Source organism: Rhodococcus sp. SB1D (assembly GCF_048573875.1).
Lineage (GTDB): Bacteria > Actinomycetota > Actinomycetes > Mycobacteriales > Mycobacteriaceae > Rhodococcus_F > Rhodococcus_F qingshengii.
Window position 1 is genome coordinate 143,130 of sequence record NZ_JBMAIQ010000005.1, and the last position, 21,112, is coordinate 164,241.

Below are 21,112 nucleotides of genomic sequence, written 5' to 3' on the forward strand. Positions count from 1 at the left end.
CGTGTTCTAGTTGTATCACCAACGTGGACATTTCTAAAGGCCTCTACTCACGCCGTCTAATCACGGGGCAGGCCCAGAATTCTCTCCGCGGCGACGGTCAACAGAATCTGCGTGGTTCCGCCGGCAATCGACAGGCATCGCGTGTTGAGGAACTCACGCGAAAGCGGGCCCTCCACCCACCCGGCAGTACCACCCAATTCCATGGCGAACTCCGCGACATTCTGACGCTGGCGCACGCCCACCAGCTTGCGGACGCTCGACGCCGGACCCGGATCCTGACCGTCCAATTGCCGCAGTGTCGTGCGCAATTCCAGCAGTGAGCCCACCATGGCGGTTCCGATCAGCCCACCGAGCTTGTCTGCCACCACAGGATCGGGGTCGCCGGCCAGCTCGAGCAATTCCTCCATCGCACCGCCGAGCGAAGAGCCACCGCTCATTGCGACCCGCTCGTTGGCGAGGGTCGTTCGGGCCAGTTTCCAGCCTCCACCGAGCTGGCCGACGACGCACTCGTCCGGGACGAAGACGTCGTCGAGGAAGACTTCGTTGAACAGGGCATCTCCGGTGATCTCGCGCAGCGGCGAGATCCGAATCCCAGCCGTCTTCATGTCGAGAAGGAAGTACGTGATGCCCTTGTGTTTGGGAACCTCGCGATCGGTCCTGGCGAGGCAGATGGCCCAGTCAGCTTCACGCGCAAGCGAAGTCCAGACTTTCTGGCCGTTCAGCTTCCAACCGCCGTCGACCTTTTCCGCGGTCGTCCGCAGTGCCGCAAGATCCGAACCTGCGCCGGGTTCACTGAAGAGCTGGCACCAGGTGATCTCGCCCTTGAGCGTCGGAGTCGCAAATCTTTCGATCTGCTCCGCACTGCCGTGCTCGAGGATGGTCGGCACTGCCCACCAGCCGATCACCAGATCGGGTCGGCCGATACCGACGGCCGCCAATTCCTCTTCGATCAGAATCTGTTGCGCGGCCTTGGCGCCCCGGCCGTACGGCTTGGGCCAGTGCGGCGCAAGGTAGCCCGATTCGGCCAACGCGTTGCGCTGCTCGGATTCGGGCAGCGCCACCAATTGCGCTACCTCTTCGCGAATTTCGGACCGGTCGGATTCGAGCTCACTCAAGTCGATCTGAAGGTGACGCCGTGCGCCGCCGATCGTCAATTCCGCGACGCGTGCGCGCCAATGAGACGATCCGCCCAGAATCTGCCGGAGCGACAGTGCTCGACGAAGGTAGAAGTGCGCCTCGTGCTCCCAGGTGAATCCGATGCCGCCGAGCACTTGAATGCAGTCCTTTGCCGTGTCGACAGCGGCATCCAGCGACACCGCGGCGGCCACTGCTGCGGCGATCGGAAGTTCGTCGCCCGACTCGGCAGCGACCGCACCATCCCAGGCGACGGCTCCGGCATTCTCTACGCGACACAGCATTTCGGCGCAGATGTGTTTGATCGCCTGGAACGAGCCGATGGGCTTTCCGAATTGTTCGCGAATCTTCGCGTACTCCACCGCAGTACGCAGGCTCCACGCCGCAATTCCGGCAGCTTCGGCAGCCCCAAGTACCGCCGCTAGGTCGGAAACCGATCCTGGCGCAATGTCATCGAGGATTCGGTCGGCATCGACCGTCACTCGATCGAAGGAGACTCGCGCCAGTGGTCGCGACTTGTCGATCGTGTCGACCGCTTCGTAGGTCACGCCTTCGCCGTCTCCGTCGACGAGAGCCCAGACGACACGCGAGCCTTCGTCTTCGGACACGACGCCCGCCGACACGAGTACCGATACGCCCGAATCGCCGCCCCAGGCGTAACCTCCTTCGCCATGAAGCTCGATGCCGCCGGACGCATTCACCGTTGCCGCAACTGGACTTTCGTCCAATACGACGGCACACGGCAGCGCACCGTCGGCGAGCGTTTCGGACCATCGCTTGGCAGCGGGCGACGAACTACGCCCCACCACCAGAGCTGCGAGTGCAGTCGTGAGAACAGGACCCGGCACGAGTTCGATTGCCGCCTGCTCGAGCATTGCTGCGAGATCGACGATTTCGGCCCCGGCTCCGCCTACCGCTTCGGGAACGGCGACCGAAAATATCCCGAGAGACGCGAACTCGGACCATTTCTCCCGCCACGAAACTGCTGGTCCACGGCGTACCATGTCCATCGGCGTGGCCGAGCGAGCCCAGGCCTCTATCGATTCCTGGACCGCCCGCTGTTCATCGGTCGTGGCGATTGTCACAACTGGTTCCCGCCTCTCGATAAGTGACACAATTGTTTAGAACGTGTTCTAATATGACACCTGGCCAAGAGTCAAGGCGCGAAGGAATTTGTCGATGACCACAACATCCCGATCCCGCTCCAACGCGGTTGCTTCTGCAACGCTCGGGGACGACGATCTCAGCTCCAACGCGCAACGTGAACGCCGCAAGCGGATTCTCGACGCAACACTCGCCTTGGCGTCCAAGGGGGGCTACGAGGCTGTTCAGATGCGCGCCGTGGCCGAGCGTGCCGACGTCGCAGTCGGAACGCTCTATCGCTACTTCCCGTCCAAGGTTCACCTACTGGTGTCCGCCCTGGCACGCGAATTCGAGAAGATCGATTCCAAGGGCAAGATCCCACCTGGAACCAGCCCGCTCGAGCGGATGCAGCTGATCCTCAGCCTCATCACCCGCGCGATGCAGCGCGATCCGCTCCTCACCGAAGCGATGACTCGCGCGTTCATGTTCGCCGACGCCTCCGCAGCGGCCGAGGTCGATCAGGTGGGCCAGTTGATGGACCGCCTCTTCGCACGAGCGATGACCGAAGAGGAGCCAACCGAAGAGCAGTTGGCGATCGCGCGCGTGATCTCCGATGTGTGGCTGTCCAATTTGGTGGCATGGCTCACGCGACGCTCTTCGGCTACCGATGTCGCCAATCGACTGGAATTGACGGTTGAACTGCTGCTCGGTGACGGAACTCGGAAACCCGAATAGACATCCTTTGTCGCATCTGTCATTTTTGCACTGATCGGCCGGAAACGTATCGAGCCAGGAGTCGCTGCATCACCTAGATTTGAAGAGGTGAGCGCACAAGATCTGTCCATCGAACTCCGCCGAGCGCTGTCAGGCGTGGCACGCACACCGCGTCTGCTCGTAGCCTCCGACTACGACGGGACGATGGCACCCATCGTCGCCAACCCGGACAAGGCGTATCCCCGGGCGGAAACGGTGCGTGCGCTTCGCTCTCTCGCCAGCCTCGCGTCGACGACGGCTGCCGTGATCTCGGGCCGCGCCCTCAAGGATCTGGCTGCGCTGTCCCGACTTCCCGCCGAAGTGCAATTGGTCGGCAGCCACGGCTCCGAGTTCGACATCGGATTCGTTCACGCGATCGACGCCGACGCCAGGAAACTGCTCGACGAGATCGTCACCGAGTTGGGCCGAATCGCCGCCGACACCCCTGGGGCAACGGTGGAGAAGAAGCCCGCCAGCGTTGCACTGCACGTACGCAACACCAGTGCCGACGACGCCGAGAAGGCGCTCATCGCCGTCCGCACCGAATCGGCACTCTGGCCAGGCGTTCAGGTCACCGAGGGCAAATCGGTGGTCGAGTTGGCTGTCATCGCCACCGACAAGGGCCACGCACTCGACTTGATTCGCCATCAGGACGGCGCAACCGCTGCCGTCTTCATCGGGGACGACGTGACCGACGAAAAGGCGTTCAGCAGGCTTCAGGGGCCGGACATCGGAATCAAGGTCGGCAGCGGGGACACCGTCGCCGACTATCGCGTCGACAGCACCGAGGACGTCGCTGCCGCTCTGGCGTTCCTGCTCGACGAGCGTCGTACGTGGCTTTCCGGCGCCGACGCTCCGCCCATCGAGCGACTCTCGATGCTCGCCAGTCCGCGCACCGTCGCTTTGGTGACCCCGGATGCGACGCTGACCTGGTTGTGTCACCCGGAACCGGATTCAGCGGCCGTCTTCGCACACCTTCTCGGCGGAACCGGGGCCGGCCACTTCTCGGTCGGGCCTCGACGCACAGCCTTGCCGCTGAGCCAGAAGTACATCGACAGCACGATGACAGTTCAGACCCGCTGGGCGAGCCTGTCCGTCACCGACTACCTCCCCCACGACGTCCCACAGGGACGAACCGACCTGACCCGCATCATTTCCGGTCAGGCCGACGCGATCGTCTCGTTTGCACCCCGTCCCGAGTTCGGCCAGGGTCAGGTCACGCTCGAGGTCGTCGACGAGGGCATTCGGGTCCTCGGCACCAACGAGCCGTACGTACTCCGCTCCCCCGGCGTGCTGTGGAACATCGCCACCGACGGAAACCAGCAGACCGCCCACGCCATCGTCGAGCCGTCCAAGGGTGACGTCGTCCTCGAATTGCGCTGCGGAACAGAAGAAATCGGCCCTTCCGACGTTCCGGAGCTGGAGCGTCGAGCGACCTCGGAGGCCTACTGGTCCGATTGGGCCAAGACGCTCGAACTCCCGAAGCTGAAGCCGGACTTGATGAAACGCTCTGCACTGACCTTGCGCGGGCTGGTCCACGCCGATTCCGGTTCCATCATGGCTGCCGCGACGACGTCCCTGCCGGAAGAGATCGGCGGAGTCCGCAACTGGGACTACCGCTATTGCTGGTTGCGCGACGCCGCCCTCACCGCAACAGCTCTCGTGAGCGTCGGATCCACCGACGAGGCCGAGAACTACCTGGACTGGGTCCACCGCGTGCTCGAAACACTGCCGGGACCCGAGCGCCTGCACCCCCTCTACACGCTCTACGGGACTTCGCTACCGCCAGAGGCCGTCATCGATTCACTCCCCGGATACGCCGGCTCCCGGCCGGTCCGCGTCGGAAACGCCGCGAATCAGCAGGTTCAACTGGACGTGTTCGGCCCGATCGTCGAGCTCATCGTCGAACTGGCGAATGCACGCGAAAAGGCCGGTGATCCCGATCCTTTGAGCGACCGCGACTGGGAACTGGTGTGCGCCATGGTCGAAGCAGTGCAGCGGCGCTGGTTCGAACCCGATCACGGCATCTGGGAAATTCGCGACAACCCGCGCCACCACGTCTATTCCAAGGTTATGGGCTGGGTCACCGTCGACCGCGCCGTCGATCTTGCGACCCGCTTTTCTCGCGAGGCTCTGCCCGAGTGGGCGGAACTGCGTGACCAGATCGCCGACGAAGTACGACACAAAGGCTGGAAGGACGACGTCCAGTCGTACACCGCAGCCTACGACGGTACCGATCTCGACGCGGCGACTCTGCACATCGGACTGTCGGGGCTGATCGATCCGACGGATCCGCGCTTTGCAGCGACCGTCGTAGCCACCGAGGCCGAACTACGCAGCGGCTCAACGGTATACCGATACCATCACGACGACGGTCTGCCCGGCATCGAAGGTGGGTTCCACCTCTGCGCCGCCTGGCTCGTCGAGGCCTACCTGCTGATCGGACAACGCCTGCAAGCAGAGGCACTGTTCGATCAGTTGGTCGCGGCAGCGGGTCCTACCGGACTACTCGCGGAGGAGTACGACCCCATCGCGGAACGCTCGCTGGGCAACCACCCCCAGGCGTACAGCCATCTGGGATTGTTGCGCTGCGCCCAACTCCTGGCGTGAGCGCTACCCCTTGATCCGACCTGATGTTCGCCCGGCCAGTAGTTCAGTGTCGAGCATCTCGACTATCGGAACGCCGGATCCAGACGGCGACATCAGGAGCGCACCGGCGCGCCGGCCCTTCTCTTCCTGGGGCTGGCGCACCGTTGTCAGTGATTCGCGCAGCGCCTCGTCGACGCCGTCGAATCCGGTGATCGACAGTTGGCCAGGTACATCGATGCCCTGCCAGCGCGCCCAGTCCAAAGCGCCGAGAGCCAGCACGTCGGTGGTGCAGACCAGTGCGGTGATCTCGGGGTTGGTCGCGAGAGCTTCCGCCGCCGCCGAGTGCCCGGACTGCGATGTGTGGACGTACCGCTCGATCACGGTGAGTGAGAGTGGGTCCATGTCGGCCGCCACCATCGCGTCGCGCACTCCTTCGATCCGCTCACGCTGGACGTGGAAGTGTGGGGACTTGAGTCGTTCCTGGCTGACGACGCCGTCCATCCGGTCGCGCCCCAGCCTCATGCAGAGCACGCCGATGTCACGGTGTCCGAGACCGATGAGGTAGTCGGCGACCTTGCGCATGGCAGCGCGGTCGTCGATGCCCACGAGGGATGCACCGGGAATCTCGCGCGGCTGGTCGCAGACGACGATCGGAATGTGACGCTCGAGCACGGCGGCAAGATACGGGTCGTCGTCGGCCACCGAGTAGACGACAAAGCCGTCGACGCCCGCCTGCTGGACCACGGCCGCAGCATCCACCTCGTCGCGCCCGGGCCCGGCCGGGATGAGCAGCAAGCCCTGGCCCGCGTCCTCACACGATTCCGAGAGACCGGCCAGGAAGCTCATGGCGGCCGGGTCGCGGAACGAATAACTGAGTGCTTCGGTGAGCAGGAGACCGACGGCGCCGGCTTTGCGAGTTCGCAAAGAGCGGGCGACCGGATCAGGTCCGGGGTATCCGCGTCGCTTGGCCGCTTGGAGCACTCGATCCCGCAGCTCGACGGAGAGCTGATCGGGTCGGTTGTACGCGTTCGAGACTGTAGTTCTCGACACATTGAGCTCGGCGGCAAGCGACGCCAAAGTGGCTTGACGGCGTGGCTGACGGGACCGGGGCATAAACGGACGTTAGCCGTAGTGCCCGCAGACGGCGCGTTGGGGCTGAACCGAAGGTGAACTACCAGCGACTATGCGCTAATGTGTAACGGTAACGGTTTCCAATAGCATTTAGCCCAGCCTTTGTTCAGGAGAAAAGCACGTGCGTTCGTCGTCGAAATTCCGCACCGCCACCGCCCTCGCGGCCGTCTCGGTCGCCGCAGCATTCGCGCTCACCGCGTGCAGCTCAACCTCCTCGAAGGACGACGGCATCACCGTCGTCGCATCGACGAACGTGTGGGGCGACGTCGCGCAGGCCGTCGCCGGCGACAAGCTGACCGTGACGTCGATCATCAACGAGCCGTCCGCGGACCCGCACTCGTTCGAGGCGACTCCCGCCGATGCCGCCAAGATCACCGACGCATCGCTCGTCGTCTACAACGGTGGCGGCTACGACCAGTTCATCACCGACGTCCTCGACGCAGGCAAGGGCGAGCAGAAGACGGTCAACGCCTACAACCTGCTCGACGGCGGCATCCACGCCGGCGAAACCGCGGGCGAATCGCATGACGGTCACACCCACGGCGCAGTCAACGAACACGTCTGGTTCGACATCCCGACCGTCGACGCCGTCGCACATTCGGTGGCCGATCAGCTGAGCGCTCTCGATCCGGACAACGCGGCGACCTACGAGGACAACGCGAAGGCATACAGCCAGAAGCTCGCCGGCGTCACAGCGATCACCGATTCCATCGCCGCTGCCCACGCGGGCGCACCGGTGGCTCAGACCGAGCCGATCGCGCACTACCTCCTGGTCGCAGCTGAACTGAAGGACGCAACTCCCGAGGAGTTCACCAGCGCCATCGAAGACGGCAACGATCCGTCACCGGCCGCAATCGCCGCAACCCGCCAACTCCTCTCGGAGAAGCAGGCCCGCGCACTGGTCTACAACATCCAGACGCAGGACAAAGTGACCCAGGACATGCGCACCACAGCCGAAACCGCCGGAGTGCCCGTCGTCGAGGTTACGGAGACTCTCCCCGAGGGCCTGGACTACATTCAGTGGCAGACGCAGACCGCGGAGTCGCTCGCAAACGCCCTCTCTGCCCAGTAATTATTTGCCCCACCATTTCCGAGAAGAACCGATCGGCTTGTGACAGAAACTTCCGCGAATACTCCTGTGCCCCCTGGTAACACCGTGCCTTCTGGTAACACCGCGCCTTCAGAGGCCTCCGTGCCCGCTGTGACGCTGAAGGACGCTCGATTGTCCTTCGGCGCCCGCACATTGTGGGACGGGCTCGATCTCGAGGTACAGCCAGGTGAGTTCATCGCCGTACTCGGGCCGAACGGGTCGGGCAAGACCTCGCTCCTGAAGATTCTGCTGGGCCAACTACAACTCAGCGGCGGTAGTGCACAGATCGTCGGCACGCCGGCACGGGCCGGGAACTCACACGTCGGGTACATCCCGCAGCAGAAATCGATCGACGACGGCCTCCCGCTCCGCGGCCGCGACCTGGTCGGCCTCGGCGTCGACGGTCACCAGTGGGGTACGGGCCTACTGCGTCGGGGTCGTCGCCGCAAGATCGTCGACGACGCCATCGCACAGGTCAGCGCCCAGTCGTTCGCCGACGCTCCCATCGGTTCCATGTCCGGCGGTGAGCAGCAGCGACTGCGGATCGCACAGGCTTTGGTCGGCGACCCGCGGATACTGTTGTGCGACGAGCCGCTGCTCAGCCTCGACCTCGCCAACCAGCACCTGGTCTCGACGCTGATCGACAAGCGGCGGCGCAGCCACGACACCGCGGTGCTGTTCGTGACGCACGAGATCAATCCGATCCTGCCGTTGGTGGATCGAGTGCTCTATCTGGTGGACGGTAAATTCCGGATCGGGACGCCGGCCGAAGTGATGACGTCCGAGGTTCTCTCGGATCTGTACAACACCGACGTCGAAGTGTTGCAGGTTCGTGGCCGCCTCGTCGTGATCGGCACCGGAGACGCCATCGACGCGCTCGGCAGCGCAGGCGGACTACGCCCGGGAGAAGGCGTTCACCATTCTGATGAGGATCACCACCAGTGAGTAACAAGTTCACCGACGCGATGTCGCGGATGTTCGACGTGTCCGCCACCGTCGACCTACTGCAGTACGACTTCGTCCAACAGGCGTTGATTGCCGGTGCCATCCTCGGATTGTTGGCCGGCATCATCGGGCCGCTGATCGTGAGCCGTCAGATGTCGTTCTCGGTGCACGGAACGAGTGAGCTGTCACTGACGGGCGCATCCGCCGCACTTCTCGTCGGTGTGGGCGTCGGCTTCGGTGCCATCGTCGGATCCGTGGTCGCGGCAGTGCTGTTCGGACTGCTCGGAGCCAAAGCGCGCGACCGAGATTCGGTGATCGGCGTGATCATGGCTTTCGGCCTCGGCCTGTCGGTGTTGTTCCTCTGGGCGTACGACGGTCGCACGGGAACCAGCTTCTCGTTGTTGGTCGGACAGATCGTGGCGCCGGGAAACAGCGGTCTCGAACTTCTGCTGCTGTGCGCGGTCATCGTGATCGGCACACTCGGATTCATCTACCGCCCTTTGCTGTTCGCAAGCACCGACCCCGAAGTTGCTGCAGCTCGCGGTGTTCCGGTCCGGGCACTGTCGATCGTGTTCGCAGTGTTGGTCGGCATCACCGCAGCACTCGGCGTACAGATCGTCGGTGCTCTGCTGGTGATGTCGCTGCTGATCACCCCCGCAGCGGCCGCCGCGTACGTCACGGCAAGCCCACTCAAGGCCACGATCCTCTCCGTCGTGTTCGCCGAACTGGCAGCCGTCGGCGGCATCCTTCTCTCGCTGGCCCCCGGCGTTCCCGTCTCGAGTTTCGTCACCTCGGTCTCGTTCGTGATCTACCTGATATGCCGACTCTTCGGATCCGCACGTCGCAAGAATGCCGGACGGATTCCGGCGCACGCCTGAACACCGAGAGCCCATACCTACCTAGAATCGAGGTATGGGCTACAGCGTTGATCTGAACAGCGACCTCGGCGAGGGCTTCGGAGCCTGGACCCTGGGCGACGACGACGCCATGCTCGAACTTGTCACCAGCGCGAACATCGCCTGCGGATTCCATGCCGGCGACCCGACAACGCTGTTGGCGACTTGCGAATCCGCCGCCGCCCGCGGCGTCCGGATCGGCGCGCAGGTGGGGTACCGAGACCTCGCCGGTTTCGGCAGACGCTTCATCGACGTCTCCCCGAAGGACCTCACCGCCGACGTCATTTATCAAGTAGGGGCGCTCGACGGTTTGGCTCGTGTCGCCGGATCGCGGGTCACGTACGTCAAACCCCACGGCGCGCTCTACAACGCAATAGTCCATCACCGACGGCAGGCGCGGGCCGTGGTCGCCGCCGTCGTTGCCTATGACAGTTCGCTACCTGTTCTCGGACTACCGGGTTCGGTGTTTCTGGAAGAGGCGCGCGAGGCCGGTCTCGACGTGGTCGCCGAGGCTTTTGCCGATCGTGCGTACACGGCGGAAGGCACCCTGGTCCCCCGCACCGAGTCGGGCGCCGTTCTGCAGGACCCGACACTTGTTGCAGAGCGGGTTCGGCGAATGGTCGTCGACGGCGAGTTGGACGCAGTCGACGGGAGCACGTTGAAAGTCTCTGCCGCATCGGTGTGCGTGCACGGTGACAGTCCGGCAGCCGTCGACATGGCCGTGGCAATCCGCACTCTCCTCGAATCTTCCGACGTCGAGATCACGCCGTTCACATGATCGCGATCCTGCCCGCCGGTGAATCCGCAGTCCTCGTCGAGTACGACGAACTGCCGAGTGTGCTGGGCAACTTCAGGGCTCTCGACGCCAGTCGGATCCCCGGCGTGATCGACCTGATTCCCGCGGCGCGAACCATCTTGATCGAGTACGACAACACGATCACCGCGCACCAACTGGTGGAGAAATGGGTACGTGGGGCCGTACCGATCGAACTCACAGCAGACGAGAGCGGGTCTGCTGTCGAGATTCCGGTCCGCTACGACGGCCCCGATCTCGTAGAGGTGGGCAAGCTGACCGGCCTCGGGGTCGACGGTGTGATCGACGCTCACACGTCTGCGTCGTGGACCGTCGCGTTCATCGGTTTCGCCCCCGGCTTCGCGTATCTGACCAGCAACGAGAGAAAGCTCGAGGTTCCACGTCGATCGGACCCGCGCAGGCAGGTCCCGGCCGGTGCAGTCGGGTTGGCCGGACCGTTCTCGGGCGTCTACCCGCGTAGTTCCCCAGGCGGGTGGCAGTTGATCGGAACGACTGAACTGTCGGTGTGGGATGCCGAGCGCCGCCCGCCGGCGCTGCTTCTACCCGGCACCACAGTCACCTTTGTTCGTGCATGATTTTGGTGCAAGCATGATTTTGGTGTCTTCACCGCGCTGTTGCGGGACAATGGATTCATGGCCTGGCTCGAGGTTGTGCGTACCGGCCCGCTCGCCACAGTTCAGGACCGCGGGCGGAGAGGCTACGGCGCCCTCGGGGTCGGAAGATCCGGCGCCGTCGACATGATCTCGCACGACAGCGCCAACAGACTCGTAGGCAACACTTTTCGAGCAGCAACCATCGAAGTCACCGCTGGCGGTTTCGCTATGCGGGCCGTCGGTTCGATGACGGTGGCAGCGACAGGCGCGCGGGTGCCGCTGGCCGTCGACGGACGGCCGGCACCTGACTACGCGAGCATCCATCTGGGTGGTGGCAGCATTCTCGAATTGGGTTACAGCACAACCGGGTTGAGAACGTATATCTCTGCACGCGGTGGCGTCGACGTCCCGCAGGTACTCGGAAGCAGATCCACCGACACGCTCTCCGGACTCGGACCGCCGCCGCTCGCCGCCGGCGATCTAGTCCTCCTCGGGGCCGAGGAAGGGACGTGGCCCACCGAAGAGTTGATTCCACCGCCGGCATCTGCACTCGGCGCAGTTCCGATCGAGATCACGCTCGGCCCCCGAAATTCCTGGTTCACCGCCGCCTCCGTTCACGCGCTCCTTCACACCACGTGGAAAGTCACCGAACACACCAACCGAGTCGGGGTCCGGTTACAGGGCCAAGGGCCTTTGCATCGCTCACGCACCGAGGAATTGCCGAGCGAAGGCGTCGTGACGGGATCCATCCAGGTGCCACCAGGCGGCCAGCCCGTCGTGTTCCTCGCCGACCATCCCGTGACCGGCGGATACCCGGTCATCGCCGTCGTTTCCGACGCCGGGATTGCGTCGCTGGCACAGCTGCGGCCCGGCAGCACCATTACCTTCAAGGCCACTACTCGGCCGTCGTAGCGCTGATAGTCTCAGCCGCGCCAGCAATGCTGCCGGCGGCGCTCGGCCGTCGCCAGAACCTGAAGGACTGTCACACTATGAGCCCTAAGAGCAGCACACTTGCTCTCGGAATAGCGTCACTGATCACTGCTGGACTCGTCTTGTCCGGATGCAGCAGTTCGGAAAGCGGCGACGCCGTCTCCAGTGATACCAACACCAGTGAGACCACTGCTTCCGAAAGTTCTGCATCCTCGCCGTCTGCCGCTGCCGCGACGCCGACTTTGCGGGACGGAACACCGTTCATCGGTGAGCGGACGACGATCGAAACCGGCGACGACCCCGAAGCGCCGAGCATCAGCGTCAGCCTCCCGCCGAGCTGGACTCACGGCGAGAACATCCCTGCCGGCGTTACGGACGCGTTGTCCAGCAACAGCCAGGAACCCAGCGGTTTCATGCCGAACACCACGGTGACGGTCGAAAACCAGGGCACCGCAACAAAAGACGAGGTTCTTGCCGCTGCGCGTGAAACGATCGCCACTCTCGACGGGTGGACCGAGGTGAAGTACACCGAGATCGACGTCGACGGACAGCAGGGTTTCCGCCTCTCCGGAACCTGGACCGCCCCAAACCTGGACGTTCCGCTCTACGCCGTCATGACGGTCGTCGCTTACCAAGCCGACGACAACTCGCCGGTCTACCTGGTCAGCTTTGCAAACCAGTTCACCGACACGACGAACATGCAGACCTCCAACCAGGTGGAAGAAATCAACACCTCGATCGAATTCGGCTGAGCACCTGATGGTTTGAATACCCGATCACCGAACAACCGCGGCGGGCCGAGACCACGACAGTCTCGGCCCGCCGTTTCACAACTCTCGCCTAGCTCGAACCGAACAGGCCGCTGAGGGAACCGAGGCCACCACTCAACGAGCCGAGCGATCCGATTCCGCCACCGGTTCCGGGGCCAGTGGGATCAACCGGATCAACGGGATCGACCGGGTCAACCGGATCGACCACATCCGCGGCGCGGACAGTGATGGACGGGCCCAAGTTGGCGAAATTCGCACTCGACTGGAATCCGTTGCCCATCACCGTGGCACCTACCGCCAATCCACTTCCGTACACGGTTCCCGGCGCACACGAAGCAGTAACCGTGTAGCTGGTCTTCATGGTCACCGGTTTGCTGCCGTTGTTGATCCAGCCGGCACTGGTCACCTCGAGCGTCGTGGCTGTCAGTTCCGGCGTTTCAGTGGTTTCGGTCATCGTCCCGCCAACGTGAAACTTCGTGACCTTCGCCGAGCCCGGGACAAAGGTCAAGCATGCGGCATGCGTCTCGGTGAACCTGCTGATATACCCGTCGATTCCGCTCTTCTTCGACACTGTCGTGTAGGTGATCGTGTCACCGATCTTCGGCGACGCATTGTCCACGGTGCGAGTAAATGTGTAGGCACCGGAAGTTGCTGTCTCGGCAGTCGCGACTCCCGCACCCAGCGCGCTTGCGCCCACAGCAAGAGCAATCACCCCCAAACCAGCTCCAACGGTGGACAGACTACGATTCCTGGATCCAAACTTTGCCACGAACAATCTCCACTCTGTGTGGTTCCAGGACAACCGAATTCATTGATTACTGGAACTTGTTGCAACCCGACTCTCGAAGTACGATACAGTCGACCTGGACATTCGCCCAGCTTTTCGTCGAAATAGTCGACAATCAGTTAACGGCAGGCAATCGACACCGAAAAAGCCCTCTCAATTCGGACTTTTCCGTAAATTCTGCCGAACTGATACATAGGCAAGCGTCCGATAGGTTTCAATGGTTACCGCGGCGCAACCTTTGAAGAGTCATCCCATCGCCGTCAGCGTGAACCCCTCGAACGGAGAATTTCATGTCACGTTTTTCAATGCGCAAAACACTCACCGGAATCGCAATCGCTGCACTTGCCACCAGCGGACTCGTGATGACCGCAGGCACCGCGAGCGCCGATGCCACCCACCCGTCCGCGGCAACGGTCAACTCCTCCAACGTCCGAATCACCAAGAGCATCGTGGGCGACGGCGAAGTTGCACCCGGCGGCAAAGTCACCGTGCGCACGGTCATCTCCACAACAGGCCACCCCGAGCGTTACGTCGACCAGTTCGTCGACCGCTACCCCGCCACGTTCAAGTACATCCAGGGCACGGCAACGGTCAACGCGTGGCACTTGATCGGCGGTCAGAAGACCGAATCCGTCACGCCTTCGGTTGACACTGCCGCCCGAACCGTGAATGTGCCCAGCACCGGCTGGCTGATCTCACCCACCGGAAGCAAGACCGTGACGATCGAGGCGCAGTACCTCGTCGCCGACGATGCACCGATCGGCTCGTACCAGGAAATGTCGAGCTCGATCGGTATCTCGACGTTCAATACCGAACAGAACATCAGCGGCGTCTACGCCAAGATCCGCGCCAAGAACCCCGGCGAGGCGGCCGCATCGGGCTCGGCAGATCTGGGCTTCGGCTCTTCTGACGGCGAGGGCGGAACCGGTTCGGCCGGATCCTCCATCCTCGACAACCCGGCCGGCTTCATCTCCGACATCATCAGCGGTGTCCTGGCCAACGGCAGCTGATTCACTCGCTCCGCCTGCTCCACCTGTAAACACTCCGTCGGGGAATGTGTTCGAGGGTGGCATCGAGTCTTCGGACTCGGTGCCACCCTCGATCTTTTGTGGCGATCACACTCCGTCGCGCCTGCATCAAAGAACCAAATAGGAAAGCATTACCTAAGTCATTCGCGGTATGATCCACCGATGAGTTCCACAGGATTTCCGTACTGGGCTGTGCCGGCAGGCCGGTACGTTCCGCTCCCCTTCTCGATGACGACGTCCACCATCGGGCGTGATCAGAAGCGCGCGTGGCGTGAGATCCGCCATCCCGAACACGAACTCCTCTGGGGCGCTTCCGGCGAGATGAGCGCGTACATCGACGACGTTCGTTGGCAGATACCACCGACGGTCGGCATGTGGATCCCAGCTGGAACTCCACGGCGCATCACGCTCGGCGCATCCACCGAGGCTCGTTTCACCTATTTCCGGCCCGAGTCGTTCCCCCACCCGTGGACAAAACCCGCGATCATCGGCATCGACGACGTCGTCAAGACGATGCTCATCCATCTGCACCAGCGAAATATGCCTACCGAGGCTCGCTTGCGCGCCGAATCCGTAGTCTTCGACACGCTCGCGCCCATCGAGGCGGCTGATGTCGCAGTACCGATGCCCGCCGATCCCCGGGCCCTCGCCGTCGCACGCCGCCTGATCGCCGACCCCGCCGATCAACGCGGGCTTGCCGATTGGGCCTACGTGGTCGGCGGAAGCCCCCGCACCCTGAGCCGCGTGTTCTCTCAAGGCACGGGGATGTCCTTCACCGAGTGGCGAATTCAAGTTCGCGTCCGCGCTGCGATGTCCTATCTCGCTGCGGGCGTTCCTGTTTCGACGGTAAGCCGTCGCGTCGGATACGAAACCCCCAGCGCCTTCACCAGCGTGTTCCGCAAGGTCACCGGACGCACACCGAAGAACTACTACTCGGACGCGTGCGAGTTGTCAGCCTAACTGGTCAGAACCCGTTCATCTTCGAGACCAGTTCCGCGAAAGCATATTTGACGCTCAGCGACGTGGGTGACGCCAAGGCCATGACTCGCGCCAGACCGAGCTGCTGAATCAGCCTGCCGTCCTTGACTGCCGGCAGGTCGGCAAACAACTTGTCCCCCATCAATCCGGGTAGCCCCTGACCACTCGCGTCGTTGAGCACGATCACGTCCGCGTCCAGTTCGTTGTACTGTTCGCGCGATGCAGTCACCGACCCCTGGGTGTCGCCGCACAGCTCTGCGCTTCCGGCCGACTGCTTCAGTCCGAGCTGGGACATCAGGATGACTCGGCCGTCGTCAGCGCAGTAATTGGTGAGGCCGTCGATGTTTCCCGAGAGGAAGGTCAAGGTTTTCCCGTTCAGATTGGGCGATCCGGCAGCCAGGTCGGCTATGGAATCGTCAGTTTCCTCGATCAGCTCGGCAGCCCGCTTCGGTTGGCCGAGTACTGATCCGATGGTCGACAACTGTTCCTGCCACGTGGTCGCCCATGCGGTCTCCTTGAACGGAATGGTGGGTGCGATCTGGGAAAGACGTGCATAGTCGTCTTCGGTGATTCCCGAGACCACTGCGATGATCACGTCCGGCTCCAACGCCAGGATCTGCTCGAACGGCACACCGGACGTGCTGTCGAGCAACGTGGGTTCGACATCGCCCAACAATTCTTCGTCCCACGGCAGGATGCCGTTCTCCAAGCCTGCCCCACTGAACGACTCCATGGCGACGGGTGTCTTGCCCAGTGCGAGGACCGAATCCTGGCTGTTCCAGCCGATAGTCACGATCCGCTGAGGTTCGGTCTCGATGGTGGTCGACCCGTACGCGTGATCAACGGTGACCGGCAGCGCGCCGGCCTCGGCCAACTGCGTCGTGCCCTCCGACGCTGTTGACTCGGTGCTGCTCTGGCAGCCTGCGAGCAGGGCAATCGCGGCCAACGCAGCCACTATTCGGGTAGTGCTCTTCATCTTCTGTCAGCTCTCTTCGCAAACGTACTTTGTTTCGACCAGCCAGGTATATCGAGACCCGATCCCGGTAATGGGGTGTCGATACTCCATCTGGCCGCTGCCGCGTAGCCCTTGGCATCTGCGAGCACTTTCCGCACTCGCACCGGCTCTACCGTAGAACTGCACAACGAGTGTTCAGATCTGGGCGAGGAGTTTCACGAGTGTCAGCGCTGCCCGAAACTCGTTCCGGTCCGATGGAGATGATCCGAGTCGGATCATTCTCCTCCGGACGCGGCCCGCGACTGGTTGCAGCCGTCACCGGGCAGGCGTCGTATCAGGTAGCTCAAGCCCTCATCCCGGTGCTGATCGGCACCGTCGTCGACCGGGCAATCGGAAAGTCCGACAGCACAGCACTTCTCGTGTGGCTTGCGGTGCTGTGTGCTCTGTTCGTGGGACTCGCTCTGTCGTGGCGCATCGCAGTTCGCCTGAACACGCAGGTCTTCGTCTACGGCGAACACGACCTACGACTGAATGCTGCCAGACGAGTACTCGATGCCAGGGGGATGAAAGCTCAGCGTTCGACCGGTGAAGTTCTCACCATCTCTACCTCGGATGCCTCACACGTCTCGGGCTTTTCCTGGGTTGTCGCCGAACAGGGCTCGGCTTTTGCGGGGCTCGCCGCGGCAGTGATTTCGCTTGCCTTCGTCTCGTGGCCGCTCGCACTGATCGTCGTACTCATCACCGCTGCGCAGCTCATATTCATCCACAAGATCAGCGGTCCACTGGACGAGCGCGTGTATGCAGAGCAGAAGAAGGCAGCCGAGGCAGGCATGCTTGCAACGGATTTCACGCTGGGCCTGCGGGTACTGAAGGGTTTCGGGGCTGAACCCACCGCCCTGTCGCGATACGTCAACGCGAGCCGGGAGTCGATGAAGGCAGCGATCCGGACGGTCAGAGCAATGTCCAGCCTGACCGCGCTCAATTCCGGGGTCTCCGCGTTGGTGCTGGCTTCGGTTGCGCTTGGAGCCGCGTGGATGGCGCATCAAGGCACGATCACCGTGGGCAATTTCGTCACCGTTGTCGGCTTGAGCAGAGTGATTGCCGGTCCGATGGAAACGCTGGGGTTCTTCGGTGCCGAACTCGCTGCCAAGCGAGGTTCCGCGCGCAGACTTTCCGAACTTTTGGCCGAGCCACACCTGATCGAATCGCTGGCCGCCACGGCCACGACCGAACCTGCCAGAAGTGAAGACGCCCTATTGATTTCGGCGGACAACGGAACTGTCGTCTCAGCTCGCCGCGGAGAAGTGGTGGGTGTGCGCGCTGACGATTCCGCCGACCGACTGGCACGACAACTCGCCTATCAGACCCCGCTCGCCCCCGACTCTTACTTCGTATTCGGCACCGATGCAACCGACCTCGGCCCGGACGGAGTTCGTGATCAGGTGTTCGTCTCCGCCCATGAAGGAACCGTGTTCACCGGCACCGTCTTCGACAATCTGGCTGCACCGAACGTCGACTCGTCGGCAATGACGTCATCTGCGCTCGACGACGTGTTGACGCATCTGCCCGACGGCCACCTCTCCGAGGTAGGCGAGCAAGGAAAGAAACTCTCCGGAGGTCAACGCCAACGCCTTCTCCTCGCCCGCGCTCTCCATCAACCCCAGCCGATCCTGGTCCTCCACGAACCCACCACTTCCGTGGACTCTGTCACCGAGCATCGAATTGCACACTCCCTGAGAAACTTCCCCGACAAGGCCATTCTGGTGATCACCTCGAGCCCGACCCTGCTCCATTCGTGTGACCGTGTCGTCACGATCGACCACTGCGTTCGGGAGGGAGAGTCGCTGTGACCGATCCCCTTCCGGATGCATCTGCTGTTCCGGTTGCATCCGCCCTGCCGATCGCGTCGACCAAGCAGACCGTCCGCGCATTGATCGCACTGCTTCGGCCACGCAAGCGAGCGCTCGCACTCACGACCGTCGTGCTTCTCTCTGCTACGGCCTGCGGCCTGTCCACCCCGGCACTGCTCGGACTCATGGTCGATGCGGTCACGGAGGGCAAACCGTTTGCCTCACTCCTGCGTATCACCGCGTTCATGCTCGGCGCAGCGGCAGCAGGGGTTGCGCTGACCTGGTGGAGCACACAGCTTCTCGCGAATGTCGCGCAGAACGTGCTGGCCGATCTTCGTGAGGACGTGTTCGCCGCCACCCTCGCGCAGCCGTCGTCACTGGTCGAGGATGCCGGAACCGGTGATCTGATTTCCCGGGTCTCGGGCGACGTCGAAGCGGTAAACACCGTCATCGCGCGAGTACTACCCGCCACCGTGTCTGCCCTGTTCATGATTTCACTGACGCTTGTCGGTGTGGGAGTGATCGATTGGCGCTTCACCGTGGCAATCGTTGCCGTTGCGCCGATTCACTATTTCGCTCTTCGTCATTTCCTCCGACGCTCCGGCCCCGTCTACCGACGCTCTCGCGCTGCGCAGGCCAGGCGGGGACAACAGCTCATCGAAACTCTCGGAGGCGCAGGCACTGTCACTGCCCTGCGGCGAACAGACGAGCACATCGGCCGAATCGCCGAGACCTCCGAGCATGCCATCAGCTTCGACATGCAGGCAGTTCGCCTGCGCACCAACTTCTTCGCCCAACTCAACGGCGCCGAACTGCTCGGACTGGCCGCCGTCCTGAGCGTCGGCTACTGGCTCGTGACCACAGGCTCGGTGTCCATCGGGGCCGCTACCGCCGCCGCCCTCTACTTCCACAGTCTGTTCAGCCCCATCGCGGTATTTCTCTCGAACATCGACGAATTGCAGGATGCGGGTGCCAGCCTGGCTCGCCTGATCGGAGTCACCGCGATGCCCGGGCGGCCCACGAGCATTCCTGCCTCGGCTCGGTCCGAACCCATCGGCGTCGAGGTGGACCGGGTTTCCTACTCGTACGACAACTCCACCCCGGTGATCGATTCGATCTCGATCTCGATCGCACCGGGAGAACGAATCGCCGTCGTCGGAAGCAGCGGCGCCGGAAAGACCACGCTCGCCAAACTGATTGCCGGCATCATTCCCGTCGGGGACGGGCGAATCACCGTCGACGGCACACTGATTGACGACCTGAGTGATGCCGAACTTCGGCACGAAGTCGTCCTCATCAGCCAGGAAGTTCACGTGTTCGTCGGGACGATCGCCGACGATCTCCGGTTGTGTGCACCAGATTCGGACGATGCGAAGATCGCCGAAGCCGTCGACACGATGAAAGCTCAATGGATTCATGAGCTTCCGGACGGACTCGAGACCAGGGTCGGGGCCGGTGGGTACCAGTTGACGGCGGCGCAGGCACAGCACATAGCCCTCGTCCGACTGGCTCTGCTCGATCCTCCCGTCGTCATCCTCGACGAGGCGACTGCCGAAGCCGGAACCACCGCAGCCGGTCTACTCGATCAGGCAGCCGAGCTAGCAGTCACCGGCCGGACCGCCGTGGTGATCGCACACCGGCTGAGCCAAGCAGTCCGCGCCGATCGCATACTCGTCATGAGCGGTGGCCGCGTAGTCGAGAGCGGGACACATGACGAACTGATCGGCGCGGACGGTTCCTACGCTGCACTGTGGGAAGCCTGGTCGGTACGGAGCTAGAACCCCGCCAGACTCACCCGAAAGCCGTTACAACTCAGCTGCTACGACGCCTGCGGGCGATGTCCGCCAGGACGACTCCGGCGGCAACCGAGGCGTTGAGCGACTCGACCGGACCGGCCATCGGAATCGACAGGATCGCGTCGCAGTTCTCGCGGACGAGGCGCGAAAGGCCCTTGCCCTCGGAACCGACCACGATCACAACGGGACCGCTGCCGTCGAAATCGTCGAGAGTGGTGTCGCCCTCGGCGTCGAGACCGACGACCTGAACACCCTTCGATGCCCAGTCCTTGAGCGTGCGGGTGAGGTTGGTTGCCCGAGCAATCGGCAAACGAGCGGCAGCGCCGGCGCTGGTGCGCCAAGCGACAGCACTCACGCTCGCGCTACGACGCTCCGGAATCACGACGCCGTGTCCACCGAAAGCTGCGACCGAGCGCACGACGGCACCCAGGTTGCGGGGATCGGTGATGTTGTCCAGCGCGACGAGCAGCGGCGGCTCGGCATGCTTGCGTGCCTCCGACAGAAGATCGTCCGGGTGCGCGTAGCGGTACGGCGGAACCTGCAGGGCGATGCCCTGGTGAAGACCGTTGGCGCTGAGGCGATCCAGATCGGTGCGGGGGACCTCGAGGATCGAGATGCCGGCATCCGCAGCGAGCTGAACGGATTCCTTCAGTCGATCGTCGCTCTCGGTGCCGACGGCGACCCACAGTGCAGTCGCCGGAACGCCGGCGCGTAGGCACTCGACCACCGGGTTGCGTCCGAGCACTGTCTCGGGACCGTCGAGAACCTTGCGGCCCGGACCCGGACGGCCACCGCGGCCCTGCTTCTCGTCGGCACGTGCGGCGCGCGCTGCACGCTTTGCCGCGGGATGCTTGGTGCGTGCCTCGGCGGGCGGCGTAGCGCCACGCCCTTCGAGACCGCGACGGTGCTTACCGCCGGAACCGGCAACCTGGCCCTTCTTGGTGCCGCCCTTACGGACTGCGCCGCGCCTGCTCGAGTTTCCAGCCATTG

Annotated in this window: 18 protein-coding genes; 13 read left to right on the forward strand and 5 right to left on the reverse strand. The window is 63.3% G+C overall.

Features of this window, described 5'->3' with window-relative positions:
* Positions 1 to 56: 56 nt before the first annotated feature.
* Complete coding sequence (locus tag ACN50D_RS13920) at positions 57 to 2,219, reverse strand: acyl-CoA dehydrogenase (protein WP_211921429.1); 2,163 nt, start codon at positions 2,217 to 2,219, stop codon at positions 57 to 59.
* A gap of 94 nt (positions 2,220 to 2,313) precedes the next feature.
* Here ACN50D_RS13920 and kstR point away from each other — a divergent pair, with 94 nt between their 5' ends.
* Complete coding sequence (kstR, locus tag ACN50D_RS13925) at positions 2,314 to 2,952, forward strand: cholesterol catabolism transcriptional regulator KstR (RefSeq protein WP_003945752.1); 639 nt, start codon at positions 2,314 to 2,316, stop codon at positions 2,950 to 2,952.
* A gap of 87 nt (positions 2,953 to 3,039) precedes the next feature.
* Positions 3,040 to 5,580, forward strand: a complete 2,541-nt coding sequence (otsB, locus tag ACN50D_RS13930) for a trehalose-phosphatase (protein ID WP_003945932.1) — start codon at positions 3,040 to 3,042, stop codon at positions 5,578 to 5,580.
* A 3-nt stretch (positions 5,581 to 5,583) separates the two neighbouring features.
* Here otsB and ACN50D_RS13935 read toward each other — a convergent pair whose 3' ends face one another.
* Positions 5,584 to 6,672: a LacI family DNA-binding transcriptional regulator gene (locus ACN50D_RS13935; protein WP_003945452.1), complete on the reverse strand. Its 1,089-nt coding sequence runs from the start codon at positions 6,670 to 6,672 to the stop codon at positions 5,584 to 5,586.
* 139 nt (positions 6,673 to 6,811) lie between these two features.
* Between ACN50D_RS13935 and ACN50D_RS13940 the strand changes: the two genes are divergently transcribed.
* The 7 genes from ACN50D_RS13940 to ACN50D_RS13970 all read left to right on the forward strand — a co-directional run bounded on the left by ACN50D_RS13940 (position 6,812) and on the right by ACN50D_RS13970 (position 12,710).
* Positions 6,812 to 7,762 (forward strand): metal ABC transporter solute-binding protein, Zn/Mn family, encoded by a 951-nt coding sequence (locus ACN50D_RS13940; protein WP_042920537.1) that lies wholly within the window; start codon positions 6,812 to 6,814, stop codon positions 7,760 to 7,762.
* Between the two features lie 120 nt (positions 7,763 to 7,882).
* Positions 7,883 to 8,725: a metal ABC transporter ATP-binding protein gene (locus ACN50D_RS13945; protein WP_020723636.1), complete on the forward strand. Its 843-nt coding sequence runs from the start codon at positions 7,883 to 7,885 to the stop codon at positions 8,723 to 8,725.
* Positions 8,722 to 9,603, forward strand: coding sequence for a metal ABC transporter permease (locus ACN50D_RS13950; RefSeq protein WP_003945811.1), 882 nt, complete (start codon positions 8,722 to 8,724; stop codon positions 9,601 to 9,603). The genes ACN50D_RS13945 and ACN50D_RS13950 overlap by 4 nt, the downstream gene beginning before the upstream one ends.
* Positions 9,604 to 9,637: 34 nt before the next feature.
* Positions 9,638 to 10,399 (forward strand): LamB/YcsF family protein, encoded by a 762-nt coding sequence (locus ACN50D_RS13955; protein ID WP_064443091.1) that lies wholly within the window; start codon positions 9,638 to 9,640, stop codon positions 10,397 to 10,399.
* Positions 10,396 to 11,010, forward strand: a complete 615-nt coding sequence (pxpB, locus tag ACN50D_RS13960) for a 5-oxoprolinase subunit PxpB (protein ID WP_082845682.1) — start codon at positions 10,396 to 10,398, stop codon at positions 11,008 to 11,010. The genes ACN50D_RS13955 and pxpB overlap by 4 nt, the downstream gene beginning before the upstream one ends.
* 57 nt (positions 11,011 to 11,067) lie before the next feature.
* A complete protein-coding gene (locus ACN50D_RS13965) occupies positions 11,068 to 11,940 on the forward strand; it encodes a biotin-dependent carboxyltransferase family protein (RefSeq protein WP_065456158.1) in 873 nt (290 codons plus the stop codon).
* Positions 11,941 to 12,017: 77 nt separating this feature from the next.
* Positions 12,018 to 12,710 carry an LpqN/LpqT family lipoprotein gene (locus ACN50D_RS13970; protein ID WP_211921427.1) on the forward strand — a complete coding sequence of 231 codons (693 nt, stop codon included), beginning with the start codon at positions 12,018 to 12,020 and terminating at the stop codon, positions 12,708 to 12,710.
* An 88-nt stretch (positions 12,711 to 12,798) separates the two neighbouring features.
* Here ACN50D_RS13970 and ACN50D_RS13975 read toward each other — a convergent pair whose 3' ends face one another.
* Positions 12,799 to 13,440 (reverse strand): hypothetical protein, encoded by a 642-nt coding sequence (locus tag ACN50D_RS13975; protein WP_047269642.1) that lies wholly within the window; start codon positions 13,438 to 13,440, stop codon positions 12,799 to 12,801.
* Between the two features lie 365 nt (positions 13,441 to 13,805).
* Here ACN50D_RS13975 and ACN50D_RS13980 point away from each other — a divergent pair, with 365 nt between their 5' ends.
* Both ACN50D_RS13980 and ACN50D_RS13985 read left to right on the forward strand, forming a co-directional pair.
* Positions 13,806 to 14,525: a hypothetical protein gene (locus tag ACN50D_RS13980; RefSeq protein ID WP_003945935.1), complete on the forward strand. Its 720-nt coding sequence runs from the start codon at positions 13,806 to 13,808 to the stop codon at positions 14,523 to 14,525.
* Positions 14,526 to 14,705: 180 nt separating this feature from the next.
* Positions 14,706 to 15,503: a helix-turn-helix domain-containing protein gene (locus ACN50D_RS13985; RefSeq protein WP_031332820.1), complete on the forward strand. Its 798-nt coding sequence runs from the start codon at positions 14,706 to 14,708 to the stop codon at positions 15,501 to 15,503.
* 4 nt (positions 15,504 to 15,507) lie between these two features.
* Here the strand turns inward: ACN50D_RS13985 and ACN50D_RS13990 are convergent, their stop codons facing one another.
* Positions 15,508 to 16,497: an iron-siderophore ABC transporter substrate-binding protein gene (locus ACN50D_RS13990; RefSeq protein ID WP_003945426.1), complete on the reverse strand. Its 990-nt coding sequence runs from the start codon at positions 16,495 to 16,497 to the stop codon at positions 15,508 to 15,510.
* 200 nt (positions 16,498 to 16,697) lie between these two features.
* On the opposite strand from ACN50D_RS13990, the gene ACN50D_RS13995 reads away from it, so the two are divergent.
* A complete protein-coding gene (locus ACN50D_RS13995; RefSeq protein WP_211921425.1) occupies positions 16,698 to 18,326 on the forward strand; it encodes an ABC transporter transmembrane domain-containing protein in 1,629 nt (542 codons plus the stop codon).
* Complete coding sequence (locus tag ACN50D_RS14000; RefSeq protein WP_211921423.1) at positions 18,323 to 20,104, forward strand: ABC transporter ATP-binding protein; 1,782 nt, start codon at positions 18,323 to 18,325, stop codon at positions 20,102 to 20,104. The genes ACN50D_RS13995 and ACN50D_RS14000 overlap by 4 nt, the downstream gene beginning before the upstream one ends.
* Positions 20,105 to 20,138: 34 nt before the next feature.
* Here ACN50D_RS14000 and rlmB read toward each other — a convergent pair whose 3' ends face one another.
* Complete coding sequence (gene rlmB / locus ACN50D_RS14005) at positions 20,139 to 21,110, reverse strand: 23S rRNA (guanosine(2251)-2'-O)-methyltransferase RlmB (protein WP_003945749.1); 972 nt, start codon at positions 21,108 to 21,110, stop codon at positions 20,139 to 20,141.
* Between the last annotated feature and the right edge of the window lie 2 nt (positions 21,111 to 21,112).

What these genes read in the sequence shown, in the direction of transcription:
- kstR (WP_003945752.1), top strand. Translation starts at nt 2,314, where the DNA reads ATGACCACAACATCCCGATCCCGCTCCAACGCGGTTGCTTCTGCAACG.
- ACN50D_RS13935 (WP_003945452.1), bottom strand. Translation starts at nt 6,672, where the DNA reads ATGCCCCGGTCCCGTCAGCCACGCCGTCAAGCCACTTTGGCGTCGCTT.
- ACN50D_RS13955 (WP_064443091.1), top strand. Translation starts at nt 9,638, where the DNA reads ATGGGCTACAGCGTTGATCTGAACAGCGACCTCGGCGAGGGCTTCGGA.
- pxpB (WP_082845682.1), top strand. Translation starts at nt 10,396, where the DNA reads ATGATCGCGATCCTGCCCGCCGGTGAATCCGCAGTCCTCGTCGAGTAC.
- ACN50D_RS13965 (WP_065456158.1), top strand. Translation starts at nt 11,068, where the DNA reads ATGGCCTGGCTCGAGGTTGTGCGTACCGGCCCGCTCGCCACAGTTCAG.
- ACN50D_RS13970 (WP_211921427.1), top strand. Translation starts at nt 12,018, where the DNA reads ATGAGCCCTAAGAGCAGCACACTTGCTCTCGGAATAGCGTCACTGATC.
- ACN50D_RS13980 (WP_003945935.1), top strand. Translation starts at nt 13,806, where the DNA reads ATGTCACGTTTTTCAATGCGCAAAACACTCACCGGAATCGCAATCGCT.
- ACN50D_RS13985 (WP_031332820.1), top strand. Translation starts at nt 14,706, where the DNA reads ATGAGTTCCACAGGATTTCCGTACTGGGCTGTGCCGGCAGGCCGGTAC.
- ACN50D_RS13990 (WP_003945426.1), bottom strand. Translation starts at nt 16,497, where the DNA reads ATGAAGAGCACTACCCGAATAGTGGCTGCGTTGGCCGCGATTGCCCTG.
- rlmB (WP_003945749.1), bottom strand. Translation starts at nt 21,110, where the DNA reads ATGGCTGGAAACTCGAGCAGGCGCGGCGCAGTCCGTAAGGGCGGCACC.